Origin of the sequence: Brochothrix sp., from assembly GCF_017549435.1 — a bacterium.
GTDB classification, from domain to species: Bacteria; Bacillota; Bacilli; order Lactobacillales; family Listeriaceae; genus Brochothrix; species Brochothrix thermosphacta.
The window spans coordinates 11,965-35,632 of record NZ_JAFYUW010000017.1 but is presented as its reverse complement, the minus strand read 5'-3'; the positions used below and the strand labels follow the sequence as shown (position 1 = coordinate 35,632).

The 23,668-nt window shown below is 35.4% G+C and carries 23 protein-coding genes; 16 read left to right on the top strand and 7 right to left on the bottom strand.

All coding sequences use genetic code 11. The features are described from left to right. Positions 1 to 12 precede the first annotated feature (12 nt). The gene (locus IKV95_RS01200; RefSeq protein WP_029091359.1) at positions 13 to 270 is read right to left on the bottom strand and encodes a hypothetical protein; all 258 of its coding nucleotides are present in this window, start codon (positions 268 to 270) and stop codon (positions 13 to 15) included. A gap of 163 nt (positions 271 to 433) precedes the next feature. On the opposite strand from IKV95_RS01200, the gene IKV95_RS01195 reads away from it, so the two are divergent. The 3 genes from IKV95_RS01195 (at position 434) to IKV95_RS01185 (ending at position 2,499) form a co-directional block, all read left to right on the top strand. Beyond that, positions 434 to 883 (top strand): thioredoxin family protein, encoded by a 450-nt coding sequence (locus IKV95_RS01195; protein WP_069129093.1) that lies wholly within the window; start codon positions 434 to 436, stop codon positions 881 to 883. An 80-nt stretch (positions 884 to 963) separates the two neighbouring features. Beyond that, the gene (locus tag IKV95_RS01190; protein ID WP_287451322.1) at positions 964 to 2,013 is read left to right on the top strand and encodes a lactonase family protein; all 1,050 of its coding nucleotides are present in this window, start codon (positions 964 to 966) and stop codon (positions 2,011 to 2,013) included. Positions 2,014 to 2,025: 12 nt separating this feature from the next. Further along, positions 2,026 to 2,499 carry a hypothetical protein gene (locus IKV95_RS01185; RefSeq protein ID WP_069126343.1) on the top strand — a complete coding sequence of 158 codons (474 nt, stop codon included), beginning with the start codon at positions 2,026 to 2,028 and terminating at the stop codon, positions 2,497 to 2,499. 429 nt (positions 2,500 to 2,928) lie between these two features. Here the strand turns inward: IKV95_RS01185 and IKV95_RS01180 are convergent, their stop codons facing one another. Beyond that, positions 2,929 to 3,084: a hypothetical protein gene (locus IKV95_RS01180; protein ID WP_162919442.1), complete on the bottom strand. Its 156-nt coding sequence runs from the start codon at positions 3,082 to 3,084 to the stop codon at positions 2,929 to 2,931. 33 nt (positions 3,085 to 3,117) lie between these two features. Next, entirely contained in the window at positions 3,118 to 4,896 is a 1,779-nt protein-coding gene (locus IKV95_RS01175) for a LysM peptidoglycan-binding domain-containing protein (protein ID WP_287451321.1), read from the bottom strand. A 362-nt stretch (positions 4,897 to 5,258) separates the two neighbouring features. Here IKV95_RS01175 and IKV95_RS01170 point away from each other — a divergent pair, with 362 nt between their 5' ends. Next, a complete protein-coding gene (locus tag IKV95_RS01170; protein ID WP_287451320.1) occupies positions 5,259 to 7,679 on the top strand; it encodes a preprotein translocase subunit SecA in 2,421 nt (806 codons plus the stop codon). Between the two features lie 146 nt (positions 7,680 to 7,825). Here IKV95_RS01170 and IKV95_RS01165 read toward each other — a convergent pair whose 3' ends face one another. Then, the gene (locus tag IKV95_RS01165; protein WP_029091363.1) at positions 7,826 to 8,206 is read right to left on the bottom strand and encodes a hypothetical protein; all 381 of its coding nucleotides are present in this window, start codon (positions 8,204 to 8,206) and stop codon (positions 7,826 to 7,828) included. A 219-nt stretch (positions 8,207 to 8,425) separates the two neighbouring features. On the opposite strand from IKV95_RS01165, the gene IKV95_RS01160 reads away from it, so the two are divergent. The 10 genes from IKV95_RS01160 to IKV95_RS01115 all read left to right on the top strand — a co-directional run bounded on the left by IKV95_RS01160 (position 8,426) and on the right by IKV95_RS01115 (position 19,545). Further along, complete coding sequence (locus tag IKV95_RS01160; protein WP_029091364.1) at positions 8,426 to 8,905, top strand: DUF6530 family protein; 480 nt, start codon at positions 8,426 to 8,428, stop codon at positions 8,903 to 8,905. Between the two features lie 39 nt (positions 8,906 to 8,944). Then, positions 8,945 to 10,669, top strand: a complete 1,725-nt coding sequence (locus IKV95_RS01155) for an ABC transporter ATP-binding protein (protein WP_069118917.1) — start codon at positions 8,945 to 8,947, stop codon at positions 10,667 to 10,669. Beyond that, on the top strand, positions 10,666 to 12,474 hold the full coding sequence (locus IKV95_RS01150) for an ABC transporter ATP-binding protein (protein ID WP_051535965.1): 1,809 nt from the start codon (positions 10,666 to 10,668) through the stop codon (positions 12,472 to 12,474). Before IKV95_RS01155 ends, IKV95_RS01150 begins: the two co-directional genes overlap by 4 nt. 167 nt (positions 12,475 to 12,641) lie before the next feature. After that, positions 12,642 to 13,373 (top strand): MurR/RpiR family transcriptional regulator, encoded by a 732-nt coding sequence (locus tag IKV95_RS01145; protein WP_029091367.1) that lies wholly within the window; start codon positions 12,642 to 12,644, stop codon positions 13,371 to 13,373. Between the two features lie 266 nt (positions 13,374 to 13,639). Further along, positions 13,640 to 15,085, top strand: coding sequence for a glycoside hydrolase family 1 protein (locus tag IKV95_RS01140; RefSeq protein WP_069126354.1), 1,446 nt, complete (start codon positions 13,640 to 13,642; stop codon positions 15,083 to 15,085). A 648-nt stretch (positions 15,086 to 15,733) separates the two neighbouring features. Continuing rightward, a complete protein-coding gene (locus tag IKV95_RS01135; RefSeq protein WP_029091369.1) occupies positions 15,734 to 16,039 on the top strand; it encodes a PTS sugar transporter subunit IIB in 306 nt (101 codons plus the stop codon). 56 nt (positions 16,040 to 16,095) lie between these two features. Further along, the gene (locus IKV95_RS01130) at positions 16,096 to 17,433 is read left to right on the top strand and encodes a PTS sugar transporter subunit IIC (RefSeq protein ID WP_029091370.1); all 1,338 of its coding nucleotides are present in this window, start codon (positions 16,096 to 16,098) and stop codon (positions 17,431 to 17,433) included. 79 nt (positions 17,434 to 17,512) lie between these two features. Beyond that, positions 17,513 to 18,343, top strand: a complete 831-nt coding sequence (locus IKV95_RS01125; RefSeq protein ID WP_051535968.1) for an ROK family protein — start codon at positions 17,513 to 17,515, stop codon at positions 18,341 to 18,343. A gap of 3 nt (positions 18,344 to 18,346) precedes the next feature. Then, positions 18,347 to 18,658: a PTS lactose/cellobiose transporter subunit IIA gene (locus tag IKV95_RS01120; protein ID WP_029091372.1), complete on the top strand. Its 312-nt coding sequence runs from the start codon at positions 18,347 to 18,349 to the stop codon at positions 18,656 to 18,658. Between the two features lie 107 nt (positions 18,659 to 18,765). After that, positions 18,766 to 19,545 (top strand): GNAT family N-acetyltransferase, encoded by a 780-nt coding sequence (locus IKV95_RS01115; protein WP_119905266.1) that lies wholly within the window; start codon positions 18,766 to 18,768, stop codon positions 19,543 to 19,545. 46 nt (positions 19,546 to 19,591) lie between these two features. On the opposite strand, the gene IKV95_RS01110 is transcribed toward IKV95_RS01115, so the two are convergent. Both IKV95_RS01110 and IKV95_RS01105 read right to left on the bottom strand, forming a co-directional pair. Continuing rightward, entirely contained in the window at positions 19,592 to 20,431 is an 840-nt protein-coding gene (locus IKV95_RS01110; protein WP_069126357.1) for an alpha/beta hydrolase, read from the bottom strand. 17 nt (positions 20,432 to 20,448) lie between these two features. Beyond that, positions 20,449 to 21,273, bottom strand: a complete 825-nt coding sequence (locus IKV95_RS01105) for an alpha/beta hydrolase (RefSeq protein ID WP_081312172.1) — start codon at positions 21,271 to 21,273, stop codon at positions 20,449 to 20,451. Between the two features lie 171 nt (positions 21,274 to 21,444). On the opposite strand from IKV95_RS01105, the gene IKV95_RS01100 reads away from it, so the two are divergent. Beyond that, a complete protein-coding gene (locus IKV95_RS01100; RefSeq protein ID WP_287451319.1) occupies positions 21,445 to 22,068 on the top strand; it encodes a copper homeostasis protein CutC in 624 nt (207 codons plus the stop codon). A 34-nt stretch (positions 22,069 to 22,102) separates the two neighbouring features. Then, a complete protein-coding gene (locus IKV95_RS01095) occupies positions 22,103 to 22,564 on the top strand; it encodes an S-ribosylhomocysteine lyase (RefSeq protein WP_029091376.1) in 462 nt (153 codons plus the stop codon). Between the two features lie 82 nt (positions 22,565 to 22,646). Here IKV95_RS01095 and IKV95_RS01090 read toward each other — a convergent pair whose 3' ends face one another. Continuing rightward, a complete protein-coding gene (locus IKV95_RS01090; RefSeq protein WP_069126360.1) occupies positions 22,647 to 23,642 on the bottom strand; it encodes a Gfo/Idh/MocA family protein in 996 nt (331 codons plus the stop codon). Positions 23,643 to 23,668 lie beyond the last annotated feature (26 nt).

Here is a 23,668-nt window from a genome sequence, read left to right as displayed (position 1 = left end):
AATAAATGCGTGTTAGAAGTCTAGTAATGAACCTGATGAGTGATCGCTTTCTGAAGTGACAGTCAGAGATTCAGTTGGTGAGTGAGACGCAACAGTTGCGATTGGTTTAGGGAGTTCCATTGTGGACGTATTCGAGGGTGATGAAACATCCTCAATCAACAGTGCCAGTTGTTTGATAGTATAGAGGTGTTTTGCTTGTTCACTACCTGTGGCTTCTTTAGCCAAAAGACATTCTGTTTGAATGGCATCAATGATTTTAAACGTTGACATTGTAACACCTTCCAATTCTTATAAATTTGCCCCATAGTACAATTGTATCATAAAAAAGGTGATTAAACATCTAGAAATCAATGAAGAAACGATAAAAAATACAATTGCAATTAAGCATAATAAACGTTATTCTTAAAGCAGTTAAGAATAGGGAGGGAAAGTTGTGATTAACAAGATAAAATGGTGGATGATTATTGTTGTAGCAATACTTGTCATAGGTAGTGGAGTATTGATTTTCAAACCTTTTGCAACGAAAGAAATGGATACATCAACCTTCAAAGCGATTACAACAACTGAGTTTGAGACGATGAAAGAATCTAAAGATGGATTTGTTGTTTATATAGGTCGACCAACGTGTAAATATTGCCGAGCTTTTACACCTACGCTTGCAAAAATCGCAAAAGATAAAAAACTGACAGTTTATTATTACAATACAGATAAAGCGCGTAAAAGTGATGATAAATCGTTGACTAAACTGCTTAATAACTTAGATGTTTCCTCAGTACCGACACTTATGGTTATTAAGGATAATAAAAAACAGGCCTCTTTTAATGCAGCAGATAAATCAGCGACGCAAACAGAAAAATGGTTAGATACTAATAAATTAAAGTAAGCGCACCCATTATGAACAGACGGTAAGTTAAAATGATGTTATAATATAGAGGAAAACAGATTGTAAGGGAGAGATATACTATGAGTAATGAACGCGTTTATTTTGGAACATACACAAAAAAAGCAAGCCAAGGCATTTACACAGCGACGGTTAATACTGAAACAGCTGAATTAAGCAATGTTGCTGTTGCAGGTAAGGTAGATAATCCGACCTATTTAACAATTGATCCTACTAATAGTTACCTTTATTCAATTGCTAAGGTAGATGGTAAAGGTGGAATTCAATCATTTAAAATTAATGATGATGCAACCTTAACACCTTTAAATAATATTTCAGAAGAGGGAGCACCACCTTGTTATGTTGCAATTAATAATGCAGGAAATGTATTGTATACAGCAAACTATCACCGTGGTTTAATTGATTCAGTCGCTTTGAATGAGGATGGATCAATTGATCGTGTTGTTTCAAGAGATGCACATGAAGGTAAGAGTATTAATCCTGAACGTCAAGATAAAGCTTATGCTCACTATTCAGACTTAACACCGGATGGTAAATTTGTCTTAGGTGTAGATTTAGGAACGGATGAGATTTATTCATATAAAGTAAATGGAGCGGAATTAGAACGTGTTGCTATATTATCTGTTAAGCCAGGAAGTGGCCCTCGTCATCTTGTTTTCACAAAAGATGGTGAAACAGTGTATATCATGACAGAGTTATCTAACGAAGTAATTGTTGCTAAATTCAACAAAGAGACAGGTGGTCTTGTAGTAAAACAAACAATTTACTCACTCCCTGAAGATTTTAAAGGAGCTAACAAAGGTTCAGCTATCCGTATTACGCCAAACGAAAAAACATTATATGTTTCAAACCGTGGTTATGATGGGATTACTGCTTTTGATATCGCAGCGGATGGCACGTTGTCAGTGAAACAATTTATTTCATCATTCGGAGTTGGTCCACGAGATATTAATGTCAATGCAGCAGGAACTGTTCTGATTGCAGCGAATGAGGATACAGGAACTGCAACATCGTATAAAATTAATGCAGAATCTGGTGAATTAACAGCAGTCAGTAAAGAAGTGAGTGTCCCTGAAACAGTGGCAGTATCATTTTTAAATAACATTAACTAAAGGAGTCTCTCTATGTCAAATTATCAAGGTTTCCATATCCAAGTTTTACATCCAGCAGATGAAAATACAGTACGATCTGTATTTGAAAAAGCACCTAATTATTTTAAAGAAACAAAAAAACGTTTATTTACTGAAGCGGATATCGAACTAGTTCTTGGAACGAATAAACCGAATTTCAATAAGTATACGTTTGCACTTTTGGACGGTGAAGACAATGCAAAAGGCTTGTTGGATATTTTACAAGATCCAAGTGAAAGTACACATTTTACAATAGAATGGTTAGTTATTGCTGAAGATGTAGTTGAAGAAGGTCTTGATGAACTACTAGAAAAAGTTGCTCTTCAATGGGCAAAAGATGATGGTGGGAAGCAATTTGATATTACGCTTCCATCAAGTTACGACGTTGGTATTTCATTCTGGAAAAAATTAGGTTACTCTGTACTAACTGAGACGGAAGAGAATATCACATTAAGTAAAGCTCTCTAAGTTTAATAAATAGAGAACATGTTAGTGTTTCAATTAATAGACAGATTATGTATTACGAATTTTTATTCGTCAATAGATAGTCTGTTTTTTTAGTGTTATCATTTACAATGACTGTGTTTAAAGATTCTATCTATGGTGTGGCTGAAGTTTCACTGATGCCTATTTTTCACAAAAGAATACGTCGGCATACGGAATCATACATTATTAACAAAAGGAATGGTACTCAAGCAACTAGCATAAGGCGTGGTACTCAATCAACTACCAAAAGGTGTGGTACTCAATCAACTAACAAAAGGAATGGTACTCAATCAACTAGCATAAGGTGTGGTACTCAATCAACTAACAAAAGGAATGGTACTCAAGCAACTAGCATAAGGTGTGGTACTCAATTTCCTTTGGAAATTTCCGTCCCATACTGTCTTTGTAAGCTCATGTATTCGCAACAATGTCAGCACCCATACTATCCTCGTAAGCAAATAAATTTGCAACGATGATAGCAAAGGAGTGGTACTCGCTTTCGCTCCGTCCCATACTATCTTCGTAAGCAAATAAATTTGCAACGATGATAGCAACAAAAAAAGCCACACATTATGTGTGGCTTTTGAATAATAATTTAGTTTAGTTAAAGTTACCAACTGTTCCGAATCCAACAAGGAACTCGCCCCAGCCGTTTCCGTGAATGTTGTCAATTTTAACACCATTATTTTGAGCATTGATCATTTGGCCGTTACCCATGTAAATACCAACATGATCGATTGAAGAACCACCGTTGTAAGAGAAGAATACTAAATCTCCAGGTTTAGCTTGGCCTTCAGAAATTTTAGTTGATTGGTTCATTTGATCTCCAGCAGTACGGTTTAACGAAACACCTGAGTTTCCGTAAACATACTGTGTAAATCCTGAACAATCAAATCCAGATGGTGTTGTACCGCCCCAAACATAAGGAGTACCGCTGAATTGTTGAGCAAAACTAAATAGTGTATTAAAACTTAAGCCACTTGTTGAAGGTGCAGAAGGCTTAGAAGGTTTATAAGTTGTTGTAGGTGTAGTTGGTTTAGGTGTAGTTGGTTTAGGTGTTACTGATGAAGCAGCACCTTTAAGTTGAAGTACTTGTCCGACAGATAAATCGTTAGCATTTGAAAGATTATTGCGGTTAACAAGATAACTTACAGATACACCATATTGTGATGCGATTTTACCTAATGAATCACCAGATTTTACAGTATGAGTTGAAGCTGATACAGAAGGTTTTGCTACTGTTTGTGTTGAAGGTGTTTGTGTAGCTACTGTTTGTGTAGGTTTTGGTGCAGTAACTGTTGGTGCTGGAACTGAACCTTTAACTTTTAATGTTTGTCCTACTGTAAGCGAGTTAGCATTTGAAAGGTTATTAAGAGCGACTAATTTAGAAGTCGTTGTTCCAAATTGACTAGCGATAACTGCTAATGTATCACCAGCATTAACTTTGTAAGTTGAAGCATTAGTATTAACTGTAGCTTCCGTTTTTTCTTCGGCAACAGGTTTTGTTTCTTTTGGTGTTTCTGAAACTGTAGGGGCTTTAACTTCACCTTTTACAGCGAGAACTTGTCCGACAGATAAAGTTTCAGAATTTGTTAATTCATTGAGTGCGGCAATTTTATTCACAGATGTATTGAATAAATCAGCAATTTTACTTAATGAATCACCCGCTTTAACTTCATAAGTTGAAGCATTTGTATCAACTTCTTCAGCTGCTGGAGCAGTTTCTTCAGCAACAGGAGCAGTTTCTTCAGCGGCTGGAGCAGTTTCTTCAGCAACAGGAGCTGCTTTTTCAGCAACAGGAGCTGCTTTTTCAGCAACAGGAGCAGTTTCTTCAGCAACAGGAGCAGTTTCTTCAGCAACAGGAGCTGCTTTTTCAGCAACAGGAGCTGCTTTTTCAGCAACAGGAGCTGCTTTTTCAGCAACAGGAGCTACTTCTTCAGCAACAGGAGTTTGTGCAGAGGTTGAAACGTCTGATGTTTTTTGAACAACAGCTGTCGTATCCATTACATAATCAATTCCTGGTATCTCTAATTTTTGATTAACAAAAATAGTATTAGATGTTAACTTATTGATGTTTTTTAATTCTTCAACAGAAGTATGGTTTGCTTGAGCGATCTTCCAAAGAGAATCGCCACTTTTAACGACATATGTGTCTTTATTTTCTGCCACTTTTAATTGTTGACCGATTTGGATATTATCTGAGTCTAAATTGTTAATCTCTTTTAAATCTTTTACGGTTGTTTTATGTTTATTTGCCAAGTCCCAAAGTGTATCGTTCTTTTCAACTGTGATATCGGTTGAGGCTGCCGCTGCTGTTGGTGCTACAATAGATGTTGCAGCGATACTAGCTGAAGCTAAAGATAACGTTAATTTTTTCATGTTTTCTCTCTCCCTTTCATGCTCGTAATAGTGTGTTCATGTACAAATAATTGTAATGCTAATAATTTGAAATAAACCTATCTCATCATAACATTCAATCTACATACTAATTCTACAGTGAAAAGAACATAATTACAACGAATGTCACATACTTGAAATATTTAAGGGTCTTAAGACCTAATTAATTTCGACTTGAAATTGAATAATATGTCATATATTTATGAGTTATATCGCATTATTGTATTGAAAAGTATAATTATTGATGCAACAATGGTAAGTTATTAGATATTATAATATAAAAATACCATTTAAATTTTAATCATTGTATAATGAAAGAGTAGCAATCAGGAGGGTATTAAACTATGAACATTGGTAAACATAATAAACAGATGACAGAATACCGCCGTCTAGCCCGTCGTGTTTTGAAGCAAAGTAAACTCTATACTTATTTTGATGATAGTGAATTTAGTGAACAAACAGCCTTTTGGCGAATTAAATATAAAGAAGGTCAACCCTTAACTGAGGATGATCTTGTGAAATCTTTTGCCTTACTGCGTGAAGCGATCCACCGTGTTATTGGTTTTGAAGCGGCTTATGTGCAGCTTATAGGAGCACTTGCACTCGAGGATGGTTGTATTGCTGAAATGAAAACGGGTGAAGGAAAGACGCTCGTATCATTATTTGTATTGTATTCAGAAGTTTTAAAAGGGAATAAAGTACATCTTATGACTGCAAATACATATCTTGCTGAAAGAGACCGGGAAGAAATTGGACGTATCCTTGAATTTATGGGTTTAACGGTTACTTTAAATATAGCTGAAGCATCCATCGGAGAAAAAAAAGCGATTTATGAAGGTGATGTTATTTATGGCACGGCTTCAGAATTCGGCTTTGATTATCTGCGAGATAATATGATAAAAAACAACGAAGATCGTGTTCAGACTGGATTGGATTTTGTTTTATTAGATGAAGCAGACTCTATTCTAATTGACGAAGCACGGACACCGTTAATTATCTCAAGTACTAAAACAGAAGATTTATCTTTATATCAACGTGCCAACCGCTTGTTGTCAACATTTAATCAGTCAGACTATAATTTTGATGAAATTCATCATACAGTATGGTTGTCAGAAAATGGTATTGAAAAATCAGAGTATTTTTGGCAAGTGAAAGATTTGTTTTCTTCAGAGAATCAACATTTAATACGCGCAACAATGACAGCTCTGAGAGCACATATTTTAATGAAAAAGGATAAAAACTATGTTGTAATGGATGGTAAAGTTGTCATCGTGGATGAAAATACTGGTCGAGCAATACCAGGCCGTCGTTATAATGATGGTATTCATCAAGCGCTTGAAGCAAAAGAAAGTGTTGAAATTAACTATGAATCAACAACTTTAGCAACGATTACGATTCAAAACTATTTTAGAATGTATCAAAAAGTATCTGGTATGACTGGAACTGCATCAACAGAGGCAGAAGAATTTCATAATATTTATAATTTGGATGTTGTGGTCATCCCGACCAACATGAGAATAAATCGTAAAGATAAAGCAGAGGAAATATATCGAACACGAGAAGAGCAAGGAAAAGCAATAGTACAAGAAGTTTATCACAATTTGAAAGAAGGTAGACCGTCTTTAGTAGGTACTAATTCTATTCAAGATAGTGAGTGGCTTGGGGAATTACTTAACATTGAAGGCATCCCTTATAACATTTTAAATGCTAAAAATCATCGATTAGAAGCAGCTATTATATCAAAAGCTGGGACTGTAGGAACGGTGACCATAGCAACCAATATGGCAGGTCGCGGGACAGATATTAAATTAGATCAAGCATCTTTAAAACGCGGTGGCTTATGTGTGATTGGAGCTTCTCGTTTTGATAGTCGTCGCATTGATTTACAATTAATTGGTCGTTCAGGCCGTCGTGGTGATCCAGGTTACAGCAAATTTATTTTATCGTTAGAAGACGAGCTTCTGAAGCAATTTGATAGTAAACGATGGGAACGCTACAAATTAAAAAAACGAGAACTGACCTATCAACCACTTAAAGGTAAATTCATCAAAAAGTTAATGCGTAATGCTCAAGAAGCAATGGAAGCACATAATTTTGATGTGCGTAAACAATTGTTGCAATACGATGAAATTTTACATGTTCAAAGTCAGACAGTTTATGCTGAAAGACGCAAAATTTTAGATATGACAACAACAAAAGTTTTTACTGAAGCAATTATGGAAGAAATTTTGACAACGATATTTATAAAAGAAAAGACAGATGAAGCAAAAAAAGTTGCTATTTTTGATTTATTTGATGGTATCGCTTTGCCACTACCAGTCGATGAACTAGTTGATATGGGTAAACGTGAGGGTGTAACGTTTATGCTGAAATGGTATAATGAGAATCGTTTGCGTTTTAATGCTTATTCAATTAATCAAATGGAGCGTGAAATGTTTATTGAAACGATAGATGAACAATGGATCGATTATCTTTATCAAGTTGAGGCAATTAAGGAAGGTATTGGATTAAGAGCTTATGGGCAAATTGATCCATTAGTGACGTTCCAAAGAGAAACTAACATTCTTTATAACCGTTTTATTGAAGCATGCAATGCAGCTTATGTAACTAAAATCCTTACTCTACCAGTGCCTTCGTCACCAGCAGAAACGACATTGGCTTTAGATATTAATGAGGTTAAACGCGTGATGAAAGAGTTAGGGATTGAGGCAGACTCAGAAGAAGAATCTATTCGTATGCTACATGAATCGTATAATAAAAAATAAAATTAGCACCCTTCTAATAGTTATATCAGAGGGGTGTTTTTTAATAATATAAATTTCTAAAAAAGATAAGTTGTACTGTGAAAAGTAAATAAAAATAGTGTTGACGACAAAATGTCATCAACACTATTAAGTGAGCCGAATTTCTATTAAGCAATTTTTTTACGAGCTTGTCCAGGATTAGCACCGCGGATATAGTAGAATGTAACGCCTAAAATACCAACGAAAACGACACCTAATAAGCAAGTAAGTATCAACAAAGCCGTTGAGAGTTGGAATAAAGAAGCTACCAATAAACCAACAAAAAAACCATAAGCAGCGCCATACATTGCGAAACGTATAGGGGTACCTTTACGTAAACCGTAATATAATTCTGCAGCAGTTGCGCCAATAAAAACAACAGGTGCACTAATCAACACACACATCAGAATCCCGAGTGTGTAATTTTCTCTGAAAACAATCATATAAGCGATAAAAGCGAAGATGATAAACTGTACAATCGTCGCTAAAAAAGTTACGACAAAACGCATAAAAAACATCCCTTTCATAAATACATTATATGCTTATTGTAGATGAAAAACATGAAAGTTACAATGGCATAAAAAAATTGATATATACGACTGTATAATACCGTTTATTAGTTATTATTTAGTAGTATATTATTGTTTGCTTATCGAAAAAATAAATGGTATTATGCATTAGTGCTACTAAGTTTAGTGAAATTACTAATTTTAGTAAAGGAGGATGTTATGGAGATTCCAACAAATTTAAAGCATGCACCTGTGTTTACAGTAGAGAACTATGATGACATCGACGGAAGACTAACAAAAGAAGAAACTGATACTAAAGGGTTATCTTTAGGGATAGCACAGTGGAGTAAGCGTGGTAATTATGACGTTTCAGCTAAAGTATGGCGTTATACGGGAGAAAAGTGGTCTCGTCAATCAGAGGAATTACCTTTGCATCGGGTGTTAGATTTGGCAATTATGATTGCTGAAGCAAAAAAATATTTACAAGAGGCTTATCAACATGAAAAATTGTATGATCCTGAACAGGTTGAAATAGCTAAGGTAGCATTGCAAGGGAATGCGATGCGTTTAGGGATATGCACAAATAATGAACATATTGATGAAGATATTAAATTATTTAATGAAACGATGCGAAAAGACGATGAGTTGATTGGTGAGCGAATTCAACGTTTAAAAGAAGCATTAAAAGATGTTTTATAATTATCTTAAATAGAAACAATAACATGAAGAGGTGAAAAAATGATTAAACTACTCTCACGATTAAAAGTTTATAAGTGGTCGATTATGATTATTGTCATTTTGACTTTTGCGGAGGTTATTGCAGAATTGTACTTACCTACTGTAATGGCAAATATCGTTGATAAAGGAATTGTTCAAGCTGATACAGCTTACATTTGGCAAAGTGGTATTCAAATGATGGTGTTAACATTAATCAGTATCATATTAATGGTATTTATTGTATTTTTCTCAGCGAAAGTATCCATGTCATATGGCCGTGATTTGAGAGATGCAATCTTTAAGAAAGTGACATCATTTTCTTTGCAAGAATTTAATAAAGTTGGAACCGCGTCATTGATTACAAGAACATCGAATGATGTGGTACAAATGCAAACTTTAACAATGATGGTATTAAGAATGATGCTAACTGCGCCCATTATGTTAGTGGGAAGTATTGTAATGGCAGTATCACGAAATGCAAAATTATCATTAGTATTTTGCGTTGTATTGCCGATTTTGATTTTAGTAATGATATTTATAGGTATGAAAGTAACCCCAATATTTAAGAAATTGCAGTTAAAAACAGACGCATTAAACCGCGTTATTCGTGAAGGTTTAAATGGGATTCGTGTTATAAGAGCATTTAATAAAAGTGGTGATGAACGTCAACGCTTTGATGATGTTAACCGTTCATATTCTGATACAGCAATTTATGCAAACAAAGTCATGGCATTTGCAATGCCTGTTATTATGTTAATAATGAATGTAACAAGCATAGCAATTGTATGGTTTGGTGGTAAATTAATTGGACAAGGTGAAATGGAAGTAGGTAACTTGATGGCCTTTATCCAATATGGCATGCAAGTGTTATTTTCATTCATGATGTTAGCAATGATGTTTGTACTTATTCCTAGAGCAGCTGCTTCGGCACAACGTATTAATGATGTCTTAGCGTTAGAAACAGAAATTCATGATCCTAAACAACCTCAAACCACTAATAGTGTTGAACAATTAGTGTTTGACAATGTGTCATTTAATTTTGAAAATGCCGAAAAAGCAGCAATTGAAAACATCAGCTTTTCTGCAAATAAAGGTGATCAAATAGCGATTATCGGTAGTACTGGTTCAGGGAAAACGACTGTTATTAATATGATTACTCGTTTTTATGAAGCAACTACAGGTAAGGTATCGATCAATGGTGTGGATATAAAAAACTTAACTCAACTTGAATTAAGATCTAAAATCGGTCTTGTGCCACAAAAAGCGTTATTGTTCACGGGTTCTATTGCTGATAACTTACGTTACGGTAATCCCAATGCAAGCGACAGTGATTTATGGAAAGCTTTAGAAATTGCTCAGGCAGCTGATTTTGTGCGTGAATTAGAGCAACAATTAGAAGCACCAGTTGAGCAAGGTGGCGATAACTTTTCAGGTGGTCAGAAACAACGTTTGGCAATTGCAAGAGCGTTAGTTAAAGATGCTGGAATTTATATCTTTGATGATAGTTTCTCTGCATTGGATTTTAAAACGGATGCGAAATTGCGTAAAGCATTAACTGCTTATCAAGATGAAAAAATTATGATTACAATTGCACAGCGCATTACATCAGTAATGTCAGCAACAAAAATATTAGTGATGGACGAAGGTCATCTGGTTGGCGTGGGAACACATGAAACGTTAAAAAATACTAACCAAGTGTATCAAGAGATTATGCGTTCACAACTGTCAGAGGAGGAGTGGGCATGAGTCATGGACCTGGAAATAGTATGAATAAAGTAGAGAAGCCAAAGGATTTTAAAACGAGTTTTAAGCGATTGCTAGGTTATCTGAAACCTTATCGTCTGAATCTTATTATCGTGTTTATATTTGCAATACTCTCGACGTTATTTACAATTGTTTCACCAAAAATATTAGGTGAAGCAACAACTTTGATTTTTAAAGGTGTAATGAGTCCAGAACGTCATGTTGATTACGAGGCAGTAGGAACGATTGTTATTTGGTTAATTGCGCTTTACTTACTAAGCTCAATCTTTAGTTTTGTTCAACAGTACATAATGAGTTCAGTCGCGCAAAATACTGTATATGACATGCGTAAACAATTAAAAGAAAAAATGGATCGTTTGCCATTGAATTACTATGATCAACGTAATAACGGTGATTTATTATCAAGAGCTGTTAACGATATGGATAACATCGCTAATACATTACAACAATCATTAACGACTGCGATAACATCAATCGTGACCATAATTGGTATCACAATCATGATGTTTACGATTAACTTCAATCTAACACTGATTGTTTTGTTGACGGTTCCTTTGAGCCTCATTGTGGTTATCTTTGTTGCTAAAAAATCACAATCAGCTTTTAAATCACAACAAAAAGAGCTAGGTTTACTAAATAACCATATAGAAGAAATGTACAGTGGTCATCAATTAGTAAAAGCTTTCCAAAGAGAAGATGAATCTCTTACTGTTTTTAACGAAGGAAATGAAAAATATTTCAAAGCAGCACGTCGAGCACAATTTATTTCTGGTTTGATAATGCCGCTCATGCGTTTTGTAGGTAATCTTGGTTATGTTGGTGTGGCCTTAGTCGGTGGTTTTTATGCCTTAAATGGTCGCATCAACGTAGGTGATATTCAGGCATTCATTCAATATTCACGTCAGTTTAATCAACCCTTTGCAGATGTCGGAAATATTGCAAATATTATCCAATCAACTATTGCATCAGCTGAGCGTGTATTCGAAATGTTAGATGAACCTGATGAGATTGATACAAGAGCAACAGTACCAGCAGTTTATACACCAAAATATGCAGATGCAGTAGCATTTGAGAACGTTGCTTTTGGTTATAACGGTAAAGAATTATTGATGGAAAATCTTGATTTCACGGTTAATAAAGGCCAGACTGTGGCTATCGTTGGGCCAACTGGTGCAGGTAAGACGACGATTATCAATTTACTGATGCGTTTTTATGATGTGAACAAAGGCCATATTTTTATTGATGGCTACGATATTCAAAGTCAAACGCGTGAAGAAATTCGTGCGAAGTTTGGTATGGTGTTACAAGATACTTGGTTATTTAAAGGAACAATACGTGAGAATATTAGATACAGTAACAATGATGCAGATGATGAAACGATAGTCGAAGCAGCAAAAGCTGCATATGCTGATGACTTTATTCGAAAATTACCTGAAGGTTATGACACAGTACTAGATGAAGATGGTAATAATATTTCACAAGGTCAAAAACAATTGTTAACAATCGCACGTGCAATTATCGCTAACCGGGATATGCTTGTGTTAGATGAAGCCACTTCATCAGTTGATACACGAACAGAAGTTAACCTACAAAAAGCAATGGATAATTTACGAAGTGGTCGTACCAGCTTTGTTATTGCACACAGACTATCTACAATCAGAGATGCTGATTTAATATTAGTCATGAAAGAAGGCGATGTTATCGAACGTGGTAATCATCAAGAGTTAATTGAACAAAAAGGTTTTTATGCTGATTTGTATAATAGCCAATTTGGTGTAACTGAATAATTAGTATGACCGTCATTGAAGAATTAAAACTTCATGGCGGTTTTTTGTTGGAAATTTATGCGAACTATTATTAATAGAAGGCATTTAGAAATAAAAACATATTGTGATTGTTGTTTTGTCAGTTATAATTAAATAAAACAAGAGTGTAAGAAGGAGTGGGTGGCATGATGTTTACAAATGAAGAAGTTAGACAATTCACTGAAACGGAACATCACTTGTATCGCTATATCCGAGATAATCGAGATAAAGTGATGTTTATGCGAGTGCGTGAACTTTCCGAGGCAACTCATGTTTCTCCAGCGTCAATTGTTCGTTTTACACGTAAAGTAGGTTGTGAAGGTTTTTCAGAATTTAAAGTTAAATTAAAACAAGAAGCTGTCAAAAAAGAAAAAGCACAAACAATCGATACAGTTGAAGTGTTGGAAGAATTTTTTGAGCGAACAATGAACCGTGGTTATGATGAAATATTAGATGAAGCGGTTGATATGATTAATGAAGCTGATTTAGTGGTTTTCTTTGGTATTGGAACATCAGGCATTTTAGCGGAGTATGGTTCACGTTTCTTTTCTAATATGAAACAACGTACTTTTTTTATAAAGGATCCCTTTTATCCAAATGCAGGACAACAATTTAAAAATGCCGTCATGATTATATTATCCGTATCGGGTGAAACAGATCAGGTGTTGGAGCAGGCTCATAACATGTTAGATTACGGTAGTAAAATTATCAGTATTACAAATACAACGCATAATACATTAGCAGGGTTATCTGATGTTAATATTTCATACTATGTGACGCAAGAAATGGTTGATCGAACGAATATCACCACTCAAATTCCTGTCCTTTTTATTTTAGAAGCAATGGCTAAAAAGAATTACGATCGTGAGCATAATGATTAACGGGGTGCCAGTTACAGTGTATGAAATAGATACACTGTTTTTTATTTGACTGTATTGAAAACGCTTTAAAATGATGGAAACGTTAAAAAAAGACGATAGACCTTGGTAATAAAGGTTTTTGACAGTGAAACGCTGTGTTTCAGCTCTGAAATAATTTCCTAACGTGTGAAACAATCGTCAGAACCTTCAGAAACAGTTGTTCAAAGTAAAGAAAGCGTATACATTAAAGGAGCAAGGAAAATAAAGTTTTTTTGGAGGTACGAATTATGGAGCATAAACGTTTAAGTCCTTTTCCAAAAGATTTCTTATGGGGATCGGCATCAGCAGCCTACCAAGTAGAAGGTGCATGGGATAAAGACGGCAAAGGCCCATCAGTATGGGATGAATTTGTCCGTATTCCAGGTACAACATTTAAAGAAACAAACGGTGATGTAGCCGTGGACCATTATCATCGTTACAAAGAAGATGTAGCTTTAATGGCTGAACAAGGATTAAAAGCTTATCGTTTTTCTATCGCATGGAGCCGTGTTTTACCAACAGGTCGAGGTGAAATCAATGAACAAGGTTTACAATTTTATGATGATTTAATTGATGAATTAATTGCTCATAATATTAAACCTGTCGTGACTTTATATCACTGGGATATTCCTCAAGGTTTACAAGATGCTTATGGTGGTTGGGAATCACGTCAAATCATTGAAGATTTCACAACATATGCAGCAATTTTGTTCGAACGTTTCAACGGGCGAGTACATCACTGGGTAACTTTGAATGAACAAAATGTGTTCATCTCGCACGGTTATCAATTAGCGTACCATCCACCAGGCGTTTCAGATGAAAAACGTATGTATAATGCAAACCATAACGCAAACTTAGCAAATGCTTCAGCAATCAACAAGTTCCGTGAATTAGGGACATCAGGTAAAATAGGTCCAAGTTTTGCATATGGTCCTAACTATGCGATTGATGCACATCCTAAAAATGAATTAGCGGCTTTAAATGCAGAAGAATTTAATGCTAATTTCTGGATGGATATTTATGTATGGGGTGAGTATCCTAAGGCTATCTTCCACTGGTTAGAAGAACAAGGTTGGGCACCGGAGATATTACCAGGTGATACTGAATTACTGAAAAAAGGAAAGCCAGATTTTATGGGCGTAAACTATTACCGTACAATGACAAATGCCTTTAATCCAATTGATGGAGTCGGGCACGGTAAAATGAATACAACAGGTGAAAAAGGTACAAGTGAAGAAAAAGGTGTGCCAGGACTATTCAAGATACAAGATAATCCATATCTTGAAAAAACAAACTGGGATTGGGAAATTGACCCAACTGGTTTAAGAATAGGTTTGCGTCGTATCGCAAGTCGCTATCGTTTACCAATCTTAATTACAGAGAATGGTTTAGGGGAATACGATAGTTTGACAGACGATAAGGAAATTCACGATGAGTATCGAATTGATTACTTACGCCAACATTCATTAGCGATTCAAGAAGCGATTACAGATGGGGTTGAAATGTTAGGCTACTGTACATGGAGCTTCACTGACTTACTAAGTTGGTTAAACGGTTACCAAAAACGTTACGGCTTTGTATATGTTGACCGTGAAGAAAACGATGAGAAAGAGCTTAAAAGATATAAGAAAGACAGCTTTTATTGGTACCAAAAAACAATTAAAGAAAATGGTGCCAATTTAGTTGATGAGTAAAAGCATCTTCAACCTTGTAAAACACTGATAAATTGGAATCTTTAAAATGTTCAATACTCGTTAGACTAGAAATTTTAATGAGCGTCGACTGATTATTGAAAGAAAAATAAGCTCGTTCTACTTTATCCAAATTGGAATGGATTAGAAATATAACATATTAGACTAGAAATTTCAGTTAGGATAGACTGATTCACGTCTATTTAAAACTTAAATTTCAGGTCTCGTTATATTATTTAATCCCGTTATGAAATTTCGATAAAGACAGCTTAGTTTTTCTGGAAATGTTTCGACGTTATCATACAAATTTCAGGTCTAGTACTTGAGATTTTATAAGGGTATGAAATTTAAAGGTGTTTTAGGTTGAAGTGCTAGAGAAGAGTAAAAGCATCTTCAACCTTGTAAAACACTTATAAATTGGAATCTTTGAGAACGAAAACAACCTGGTTGGTGTTGAAGATATTGTAGAAAAATGAAGAAGGCTATCTGTGTCTAATGATTTTTTTGAAATAGCTAAAAACATCGGTTGTTGTAGTTTGAGAAAAAATGTTCAATACTCGTTAGACTAGAAATTTTATTTAGGATAGACTGATTCATAACGAATCAGTCTATCTATCAATCAATGAACATCACTTAGAGGAGGAATTTATTATGAAGGAAATATTATTAGTATGTGCAGCAGGAATGTCTACAAGTTTATTGGTTAACAAAATGAAAGCGCATGCAGACGAAGTTGGCGTTGAAGTATCGATTGAAGCTTTATCAATTTCAGAAGCATCAAAAAAAATTGATACAGCAGATATCGTAATGCTAGGGCCTCAAGTACGTTATCAAAAACCACAAGTTGATGAAATGGTAGCTGGTCGTATTCCTGTACTTGTGATTGAAATGAAAGATTATGGAATGATTAATGGGAAAGCCGTTTTAGAAACTGCATTAAAAGCAATCGAAGGCTAAAGGTGTAAATCATCAGTGATGATGAATGAAAATCAGACCTATGGGGGGTAATTGAAATGAGTATGATGACAAAGTTTGAACGTGGTATGGAAAAAATGTTGGTACCAGTTGCCAATAAATTAAACTCGCAGCGCCATATTGCTGCGATTCGTGATGCTTTTATCCTGGTGTTCCCGCTTATTATGGCAGGATCAATTGTTACATTACTAAACTTTGCAGTTCTTTCACCAGATGGATTTATTGCGAAAATATTGTTCTTAGGAAAGATTTTTCCGAATCTAGCTTCGGCACAGGCACTATTTACACCGGTTATGCAAGGTTCCACGAATATTATGGCAATATTAATTGTTTTCCTCGTCGCCCGAAATTTGGCGATATCATTTAAGGAAGATGATTTACTCGCAGGTTTAACAGCTGTTGGTGCGTTCTTTATTGTTTATACACCGTATGAAACAGTAAATAACCAAGCATATATGACAGTTAAGTTTTTAGGAGCTCAAGGTCTTTTCGTTGCTATTATTGTTGGTATTATTGTCGGCGAGGTTTTCAGTCGACTATCACGTTCTCCTAAATTACTAATAAAAATGCCTGATCAGGTACCACCCGCAGTCGCACGTTCGTTTAAAGTGTTAATTCCAATTGTAATTATCACAATTCTATTCTCAGTATTAAACTATTTAATCACATTGGTTTCACCAAAAGGGATCAATGATTTGGTTTATACAGTTATTCAATCACCATTAAAAGATATGGGTACCAATATTTATTCAGTCTTATTACTTGGATTCATTTCCAACATTTTATGGGTGCTTGGTATTCACGGCCCAAATACAATCGCAGCTATTCGCGATACTATTTTCACAGAGCCAAACTTAGAAAACTTATCTTATGTTGCAGCACATGGTACAGCTTGGGGCGCGCCATATCCTGAAACATGGGGTGGATTAAATGATGCATTCGCTAACTATGGTGGTTCTGGTATGACACTTGGTTTGTTAATTGCCATCTTCATTGCATCTCGTCGAGCGGATTATCGTGATATAGCAAAACTATCGATAGGACCCGGATTATTCAATATCAATGAACCAGTAATCTTTGGTTTACCGATTGTATTGAATCCAATCCTTATTATTCCGTTTATCATCACACCTGCAATTAATACGTTAATTGGTTTCTTCTTTGTATCAACAAAGATTATTCCGCCAATAGCCTATCAAGTACCTTGGACAACACCTGGACCGTTAATTCCGTTCTTAGGAACCGGTGGTAATTTCTTAGCTTTAGCTGTGGGTCTCTTATGTTTGGCAGTATCAGTTCTGATTTACTTACCGTTTGTAATGGTATCGAATAAAGTTAACGCAGCTGATGCAGAAGAACGTGCTTCTGAAGCATAAATTGTATTTTAAGTAATAGGATGTGATAGCAGTGAGTAGTAGTATTGCAGCATTCGATATTGGTGGCACAGCGCTCAAAATGGGCGTTGTACTAACCGATGGCGAAATTGTTGAAACAAAAGAAGTGACGATTCAGCATTTTGATGGTTTACATATTTTATCAGAGATGAAAGAATGGGTGATTGCACATCCAGAAGTTAGTGGAATTGCAATTAGTGCGCCTGGTTACGTTAATCCCAAAACGGGTGTTATTTCAATGGGTGGTGCTATTCGTGATTTTGATGAATTTAATATGTTAGAATGGTCAGAAAAAAATTTAAAGCTACCAACTGCAATTGAAAATGATGCTAATTGTGCATTATTAGCAGAAAAATGGTTGGGCAAAGCCAAACCGTTAGAAAACTTCTTGTGCTTAACAATCGGAACGGGAATTGGTGGCGGCATTTATGTGAATGATAAACTAGTTCGTGGCAATCGCTATAGAGCGGGCGAATTTGGCTATATGTTCACTGAAACACCGGGTACAGCATTGCCGGGTACACAAACACTTAATGATACAACGACGATTTATCGTATGAGAATGCAATATGCAGCATACACAGAACGTGCATTGGAAGATATTACAGGTGAAGAAATTTTTGCAGGGTATGATGCAGGTGATGTTGTTTGTACGCGATTGGTCTCTTCATTTTATAACGGTATTTGTACAGGATTGTACAATTTAATCTATCTCTTTGATCCATCACATATTTTTATTGGTGGTGGAATTACCAGTCGTCCAACATTTATTGAGGAGTTAAAGGAACAAATGACATGGTTTGGTTTACGTGACACTGTGATTGAGGCAGTGACGCATCGTAATCAAGCGGGATTGTTAGGGGCAGTTTATCATTATCTACAGGGGGAATAAAAGATGAATGAAATGGAAACGATTATATTTGGTATGATTAGCCATGTCGGCTCAGCACGTAGTAGCTATCTCGAGGGCTTGCGAGCAGCAAGAACCGGCGATTTTACAGAAGCTGAGAGTAAAATTGAAGAAGGAAACGAATCATTAAAAACAGGTCATAGTGTGCACCACCAATTGATCCAAAAAGAAGCATCGGGTGAGAAAGTCGAAATTCAACTTTTATTAGTACATGCTGAGGATCTTTTAATTACAACTGAAACATTACGCGAAGTCGTGATTGAGTTTGTTAACGTTTATAAACGTATGGAAAAATAAAAAATTAAGCTCTTGTAGAGATAAATTTGCTCTACAGGGGCTTTTTTTGTTAATATTGGTTATCGTGTTAAGTTATATGAAAATAATAGCGTTAAGGGGATGAAGAAATGAGGATTTGTAAAAGTTGTGGTTTAGGTAGAATTGATAGGACTCGGTGTGTCTGTGGTGACGAACAGTTTGATGAAATAAATAGTCGTATGAATGACTATGGACAGCCAGTGGGAGTCGCCTTAGCAGAAGATACCCTGACATTCAAAAAGCCTGAAAAAGTTGTTTTAACGGGTAAATACTGTCGTTTAGAGCCAGTTAATGCTGAAGCGCATGCAGAAAGTCTCTTTCACTCTTTTAGTCAGAACCAGTCACCACAACAATGGACTTATCTACCGAGCGCTGTACCAACAGTCTATTCTGAATTTAATGATTACGTATTGGGAATGGAAAACAGCAATGATTATGATTGTTTTACGATTATTAACGCAAACAATGAAGCAGTTGGAACATTTGCATTGATGCGTTTAGACATCGTTAACGGTGTTGTCGAAGTGGGAATGGTTACGTTTTCGGAAAAAATGCGACAAACAGTTGTCTCAACTGAGGCACATTATTTACTTGCGCGCTATGTATTCGAAACGCTTGGTTTCAGGAGATATGAATGGAAAGCTGATGCATTGAATGAACCTTCTAAAAAAGCAGCTAAACGCTTAGGATTTTCATACGAAGGTCTTTTTCAGCAAATTACGACGACACATGGACGTAATCGTGACACCACTTGGTATGCAATGACGGATATAGCTTGGCGTAATCAGGTAGAAAACTACGTAAAATGGTTATCACCCGAAAATTTTGATAACGAAGGTAAACAATTATCAAAATTGAAATTTAATTAAAAAAACCGTTGAACTCATTTATTTCCTGAGTTCAACGGTTTTATTTTTAGTCTCCGTATAAAAACGACATGACTGCTTTTTCGCTCGCTGTCGCATTAACAATGCCACTATGACTATATTGTTTTCCAGAGAAGATTTGTTCTTTATATGACTTGATTTTATCTTGATAAATGAGTCTTCCAGCTAAGGCGCTGTTAACGGGAACGACACTGTCAGAACCATGGTCAGAGTCGATATCACCTGTGATATTTAAGTACGAAATATTTTGCGGAATTGAATCATCATCGGTTAATAGTTCAGTCAGTAATTCATTATGAAATGGAAGAGGCGTCACCTTTTTTTCTTTTCCATTTTCGTCCATGCTTAAATAATTATAGGGTGTTGCTAAAGTGACCATTCGTCTAAGCTTGATTTTAGTTGTGTTAGCGTCGTGTTTTAGAAAATGTGTTAAAACTAAACCACCGTTAGAATAACCTACAGCATCAAAGTTTTTAAAAGAATACTTCTTTTCTAATGACATTAATGCCGTTTTTAGACGTTGAGACTGTTCTAATGTACCGTCTTCCGTCGCATTTTCAAACGCAATTACGATAAAAGGTCGATAGGCATTTTTTTTAAGAGGCTCATCACTGTGGATGATGCTATTATCTTCATTAACTGTTAGACGTAATATTTCAGGTTGATAATCATATATTTTTGAAACATCAGCTATAAAATCGTCGAAATCATTTGCTGTGCCATTTGTCCCGGGTACTAGAACAATCGGTTGGCTATTTTTGGTGACAGGCAATTGCTCGCGAGTCTTTTTTGAATCAGACTCTTTTGTACAAGAGGTAAGTATGAGTAAGGCTATCAAAGCAAAAAAGATCAGTTGATAATTTTTCAAAAAAGGTCACCTCATTATTATTTGAATAGAAAATGGATGATACGCGTTTGAACATGTTTATTAGATAAAATATCGCTATGTCCAGTATCGTTCCCATTATATATCTTACTCGAGTATGAACTGACAGTTCCTTTGTAGATTAGTTCACCAGCTAACGCACTGTTGACTGGGACTATTCCATCTGATACATGATTATTTTTTAAATCGCCAGTAATATTCAATACTGAAATGCTTTTTGGGATAAAACCTTTACGATCAATAAACGTCTGCAATAGATTAGTTTTTTTCGGTAATTTCTTCAAATCATGGGCGCTACCATTATCTTTTTCATCTGTGTCGTTATAAGGTGTTGATACAGTCACCAATTTACGGAGATGAGGTTCAATTTCGGTGCTATGGTATTCTAAAAAATTAGTTAAAACGAGACCACCATTAGAATGACCAATAGCATCAAAAGTAGAGAAATGATATTTTTCATAAAGATCATTTAGAGCAATCGCAAGCCATTCCGCTTGTTTTAAAATACCTTTCTCTGAGTTATCTTCAAAAGCGATTACAATAAACGGACGATGATTTTTAGATGTTAAAGCTTTTCCACTATATGATAATGTTTGATCTTTTTTAACAGTTACTTTAAGAGCATCGGCTTTATGTAAATAACTTATTTTTAAATCATCAGTAAATTCATCAAAACGATTTTCCGTTGCATTGGTGCCAGGCACTAAAATAATTGGAATCGCTGTTTCCTTTCTCGGAGAAAAAGCAGCTTCTGTTTTGTTTGATTGACAACCACTAATGAAGAGAAGCAGTAGACTTATCATAATAAGAAACTGTTTTTTCATATAATTCCGACCTCCTTGCAGTAGATTGTAAGTTGAGCTAATTATAACATAAATTGCTGACTGTTATAACAATATTTGTTGTATGTGACATCTCAATGTTAAGGAGCGAAAATATTTTTTTTAGAAGAGAAATTGAGCTATAATAAAACAAACTATAAAGGAGGTTAGTCTGTGTTATTAAAAGAAGTTTGTGTAGAAAATTTTGAACGATTACCGAAAATTATTGGAGAAGTTGATCGCATTGAATTGTGTGATAATTTAGCAGAAGGCGGAACGTCTGTTAGTATCGGTGTTGCTAAAGAGGCACTTGTTATTAGCAAGAAACATAAAGTGCCGGTAATGGCTATGGTACGTCCACGTAAAGGTAATTTTGTTTTTTCAGAAGCGGAGTTACGTAGCATGCTTACAGATGTGGCGGCTTATCGTGAACTTGGTATGGATGGTATTGTTTTTGGCTGTTTAACAGCTGATAATAACTTAGATTTAGCAGCCAATCAAGCAATTATTTCAGCTTCTCAGGGTGCTTTATTAACTTTTCATATGGCGTTTGACGAATTAAACGAGCCACTGGCGGCAATTGATTGGTTAGCTGAGCAAGGAGTACATCGTATCTTGACACATGGAGGTCCACTAAATACTGCACTTTCAGATAATTATGACAGATTACGCCAATATCAAGAATATGCTGGTAATCGCCTAATTATATTACCTGGTGGTGGGATTACGAAAGATAATATGGCATCTGTAGCAGAAAATTTAGCTGTTCACGAAGTTCATGGTACGCGTTTAGTTTAACAATTTTAAAATACTAGAAAAGAGGATGAGCGATATGGCGAGAGTAGAGAGTTTTGAATTGGATCACACGATTGTAAAAGCACCTTATGTTAGAGCAGCAGGTGTGGAAACAAGCCCGCAAGGAAGTACTGTTCAAAAATATGATTTACGTTTTTTACAACCTAATGAAGATTCACTACCAACAGCTGCAGTTCATACCTTAGAACATTTACTTGCTACTTATTTACGGGACGAAGTAGAAGGCATTATTGATATTTCGCCAATGGGATGCCGTACAGGCTTTTACTTAATTTTATGGGATTTACATGAACCTGAAGAGATTGCTGTCGCTTTAGAAAAAACATTGAAACGTATCATTGAAACTGTGGATGTACCTGCGGTTTCAGCATTAGAATGTGGTAATTATAAAGATCATTCTTTATTTTCTGCTAAAATTTATGCCGAGAATGTTTTAAATCAAGGTATTAGTCGCGATCCTTTTAAACGTATTTTTTAGAAATAAAAAGCAACTCACTAAAAAGTGAATTGCTGAGTTGTAGTAAATCGTTCATAACGGTTTACTATTTTTTTATTTTCACTTAATCGTATACAATACCAGCATCTTTACGTAAACTTTCTACTAAAGTAGTAACGTTAAGGCTTAATTCTGACCATTCACGATAATCCTCAAGAGCTTTAGCATCTGTTGGATTATTAATAACACTTGCAAAAGCAATCGCTTCATCATAAAGCAATAGCTCAGGAGCTTCTACGCCTTTAGCTGTTGTAGTATCTGTTTTTCTGTCCCAAACATCAATTGTTGTGATTGCATTCACAGCATCCAATAAAATGGTTGACTGGTTGCTGTAAATTTCAGAACCTAGGTATGATTGAACTATTTTACCTGTAAGTAAAGTGACATTGAAATCAGGATATTCTAAAATGATTGTGCCAGAACCATCAACACCAGTTACAATTTTTTTGGCAAAATAATGTGAACGCTCGGGAACACCGAACCACGCAACAGCTGAATAAACAAGATAAATACCTAAATCGACTAATGCGCCACCTGCAAATTTAGTGGTAAAGATATTAGGTTGTTCACCGTTAAGTACTTGATCATAACGAGATGAATATTTTGAATAGGCAAATGTAGCGCCTTCTATGTTAGGTGTATTTGCTACTAATTCTTTAACAATTTTAAAGTTAGCTTCATGAATATGACGTGCTGCTTCAAAAATGAAAACATTATTTTCTTTAGCGATACGTTGTGCCTCTTTTAATTCGGCAGCAGTAGGAAAAATTGGTTTTTCAACAACAACATTTTTCTTTGCTTTTAAAAGAGCAATTGCTTGTTGAAAATGGATACTATTTGGTGAGGCAATATAAACGGTTGAAAAATGAGTAGAATTTAAAAAAGCATTCCAGTCCGTTTCAATTGTAATATCCTTTAAAGCTTCTGAATCTATAAAGTTCTCTGCTTTTTCTGCAGTTCGTGAATAAATTGTTGTGAGGTCCCATTTATTTGTTGCTTGTGCGGATTCAATGAACTTTCCTGTAATCATACTTGTTCCAATAACTGCATAATTTATCATATAATCGCCTCGTTTCATATTTTACA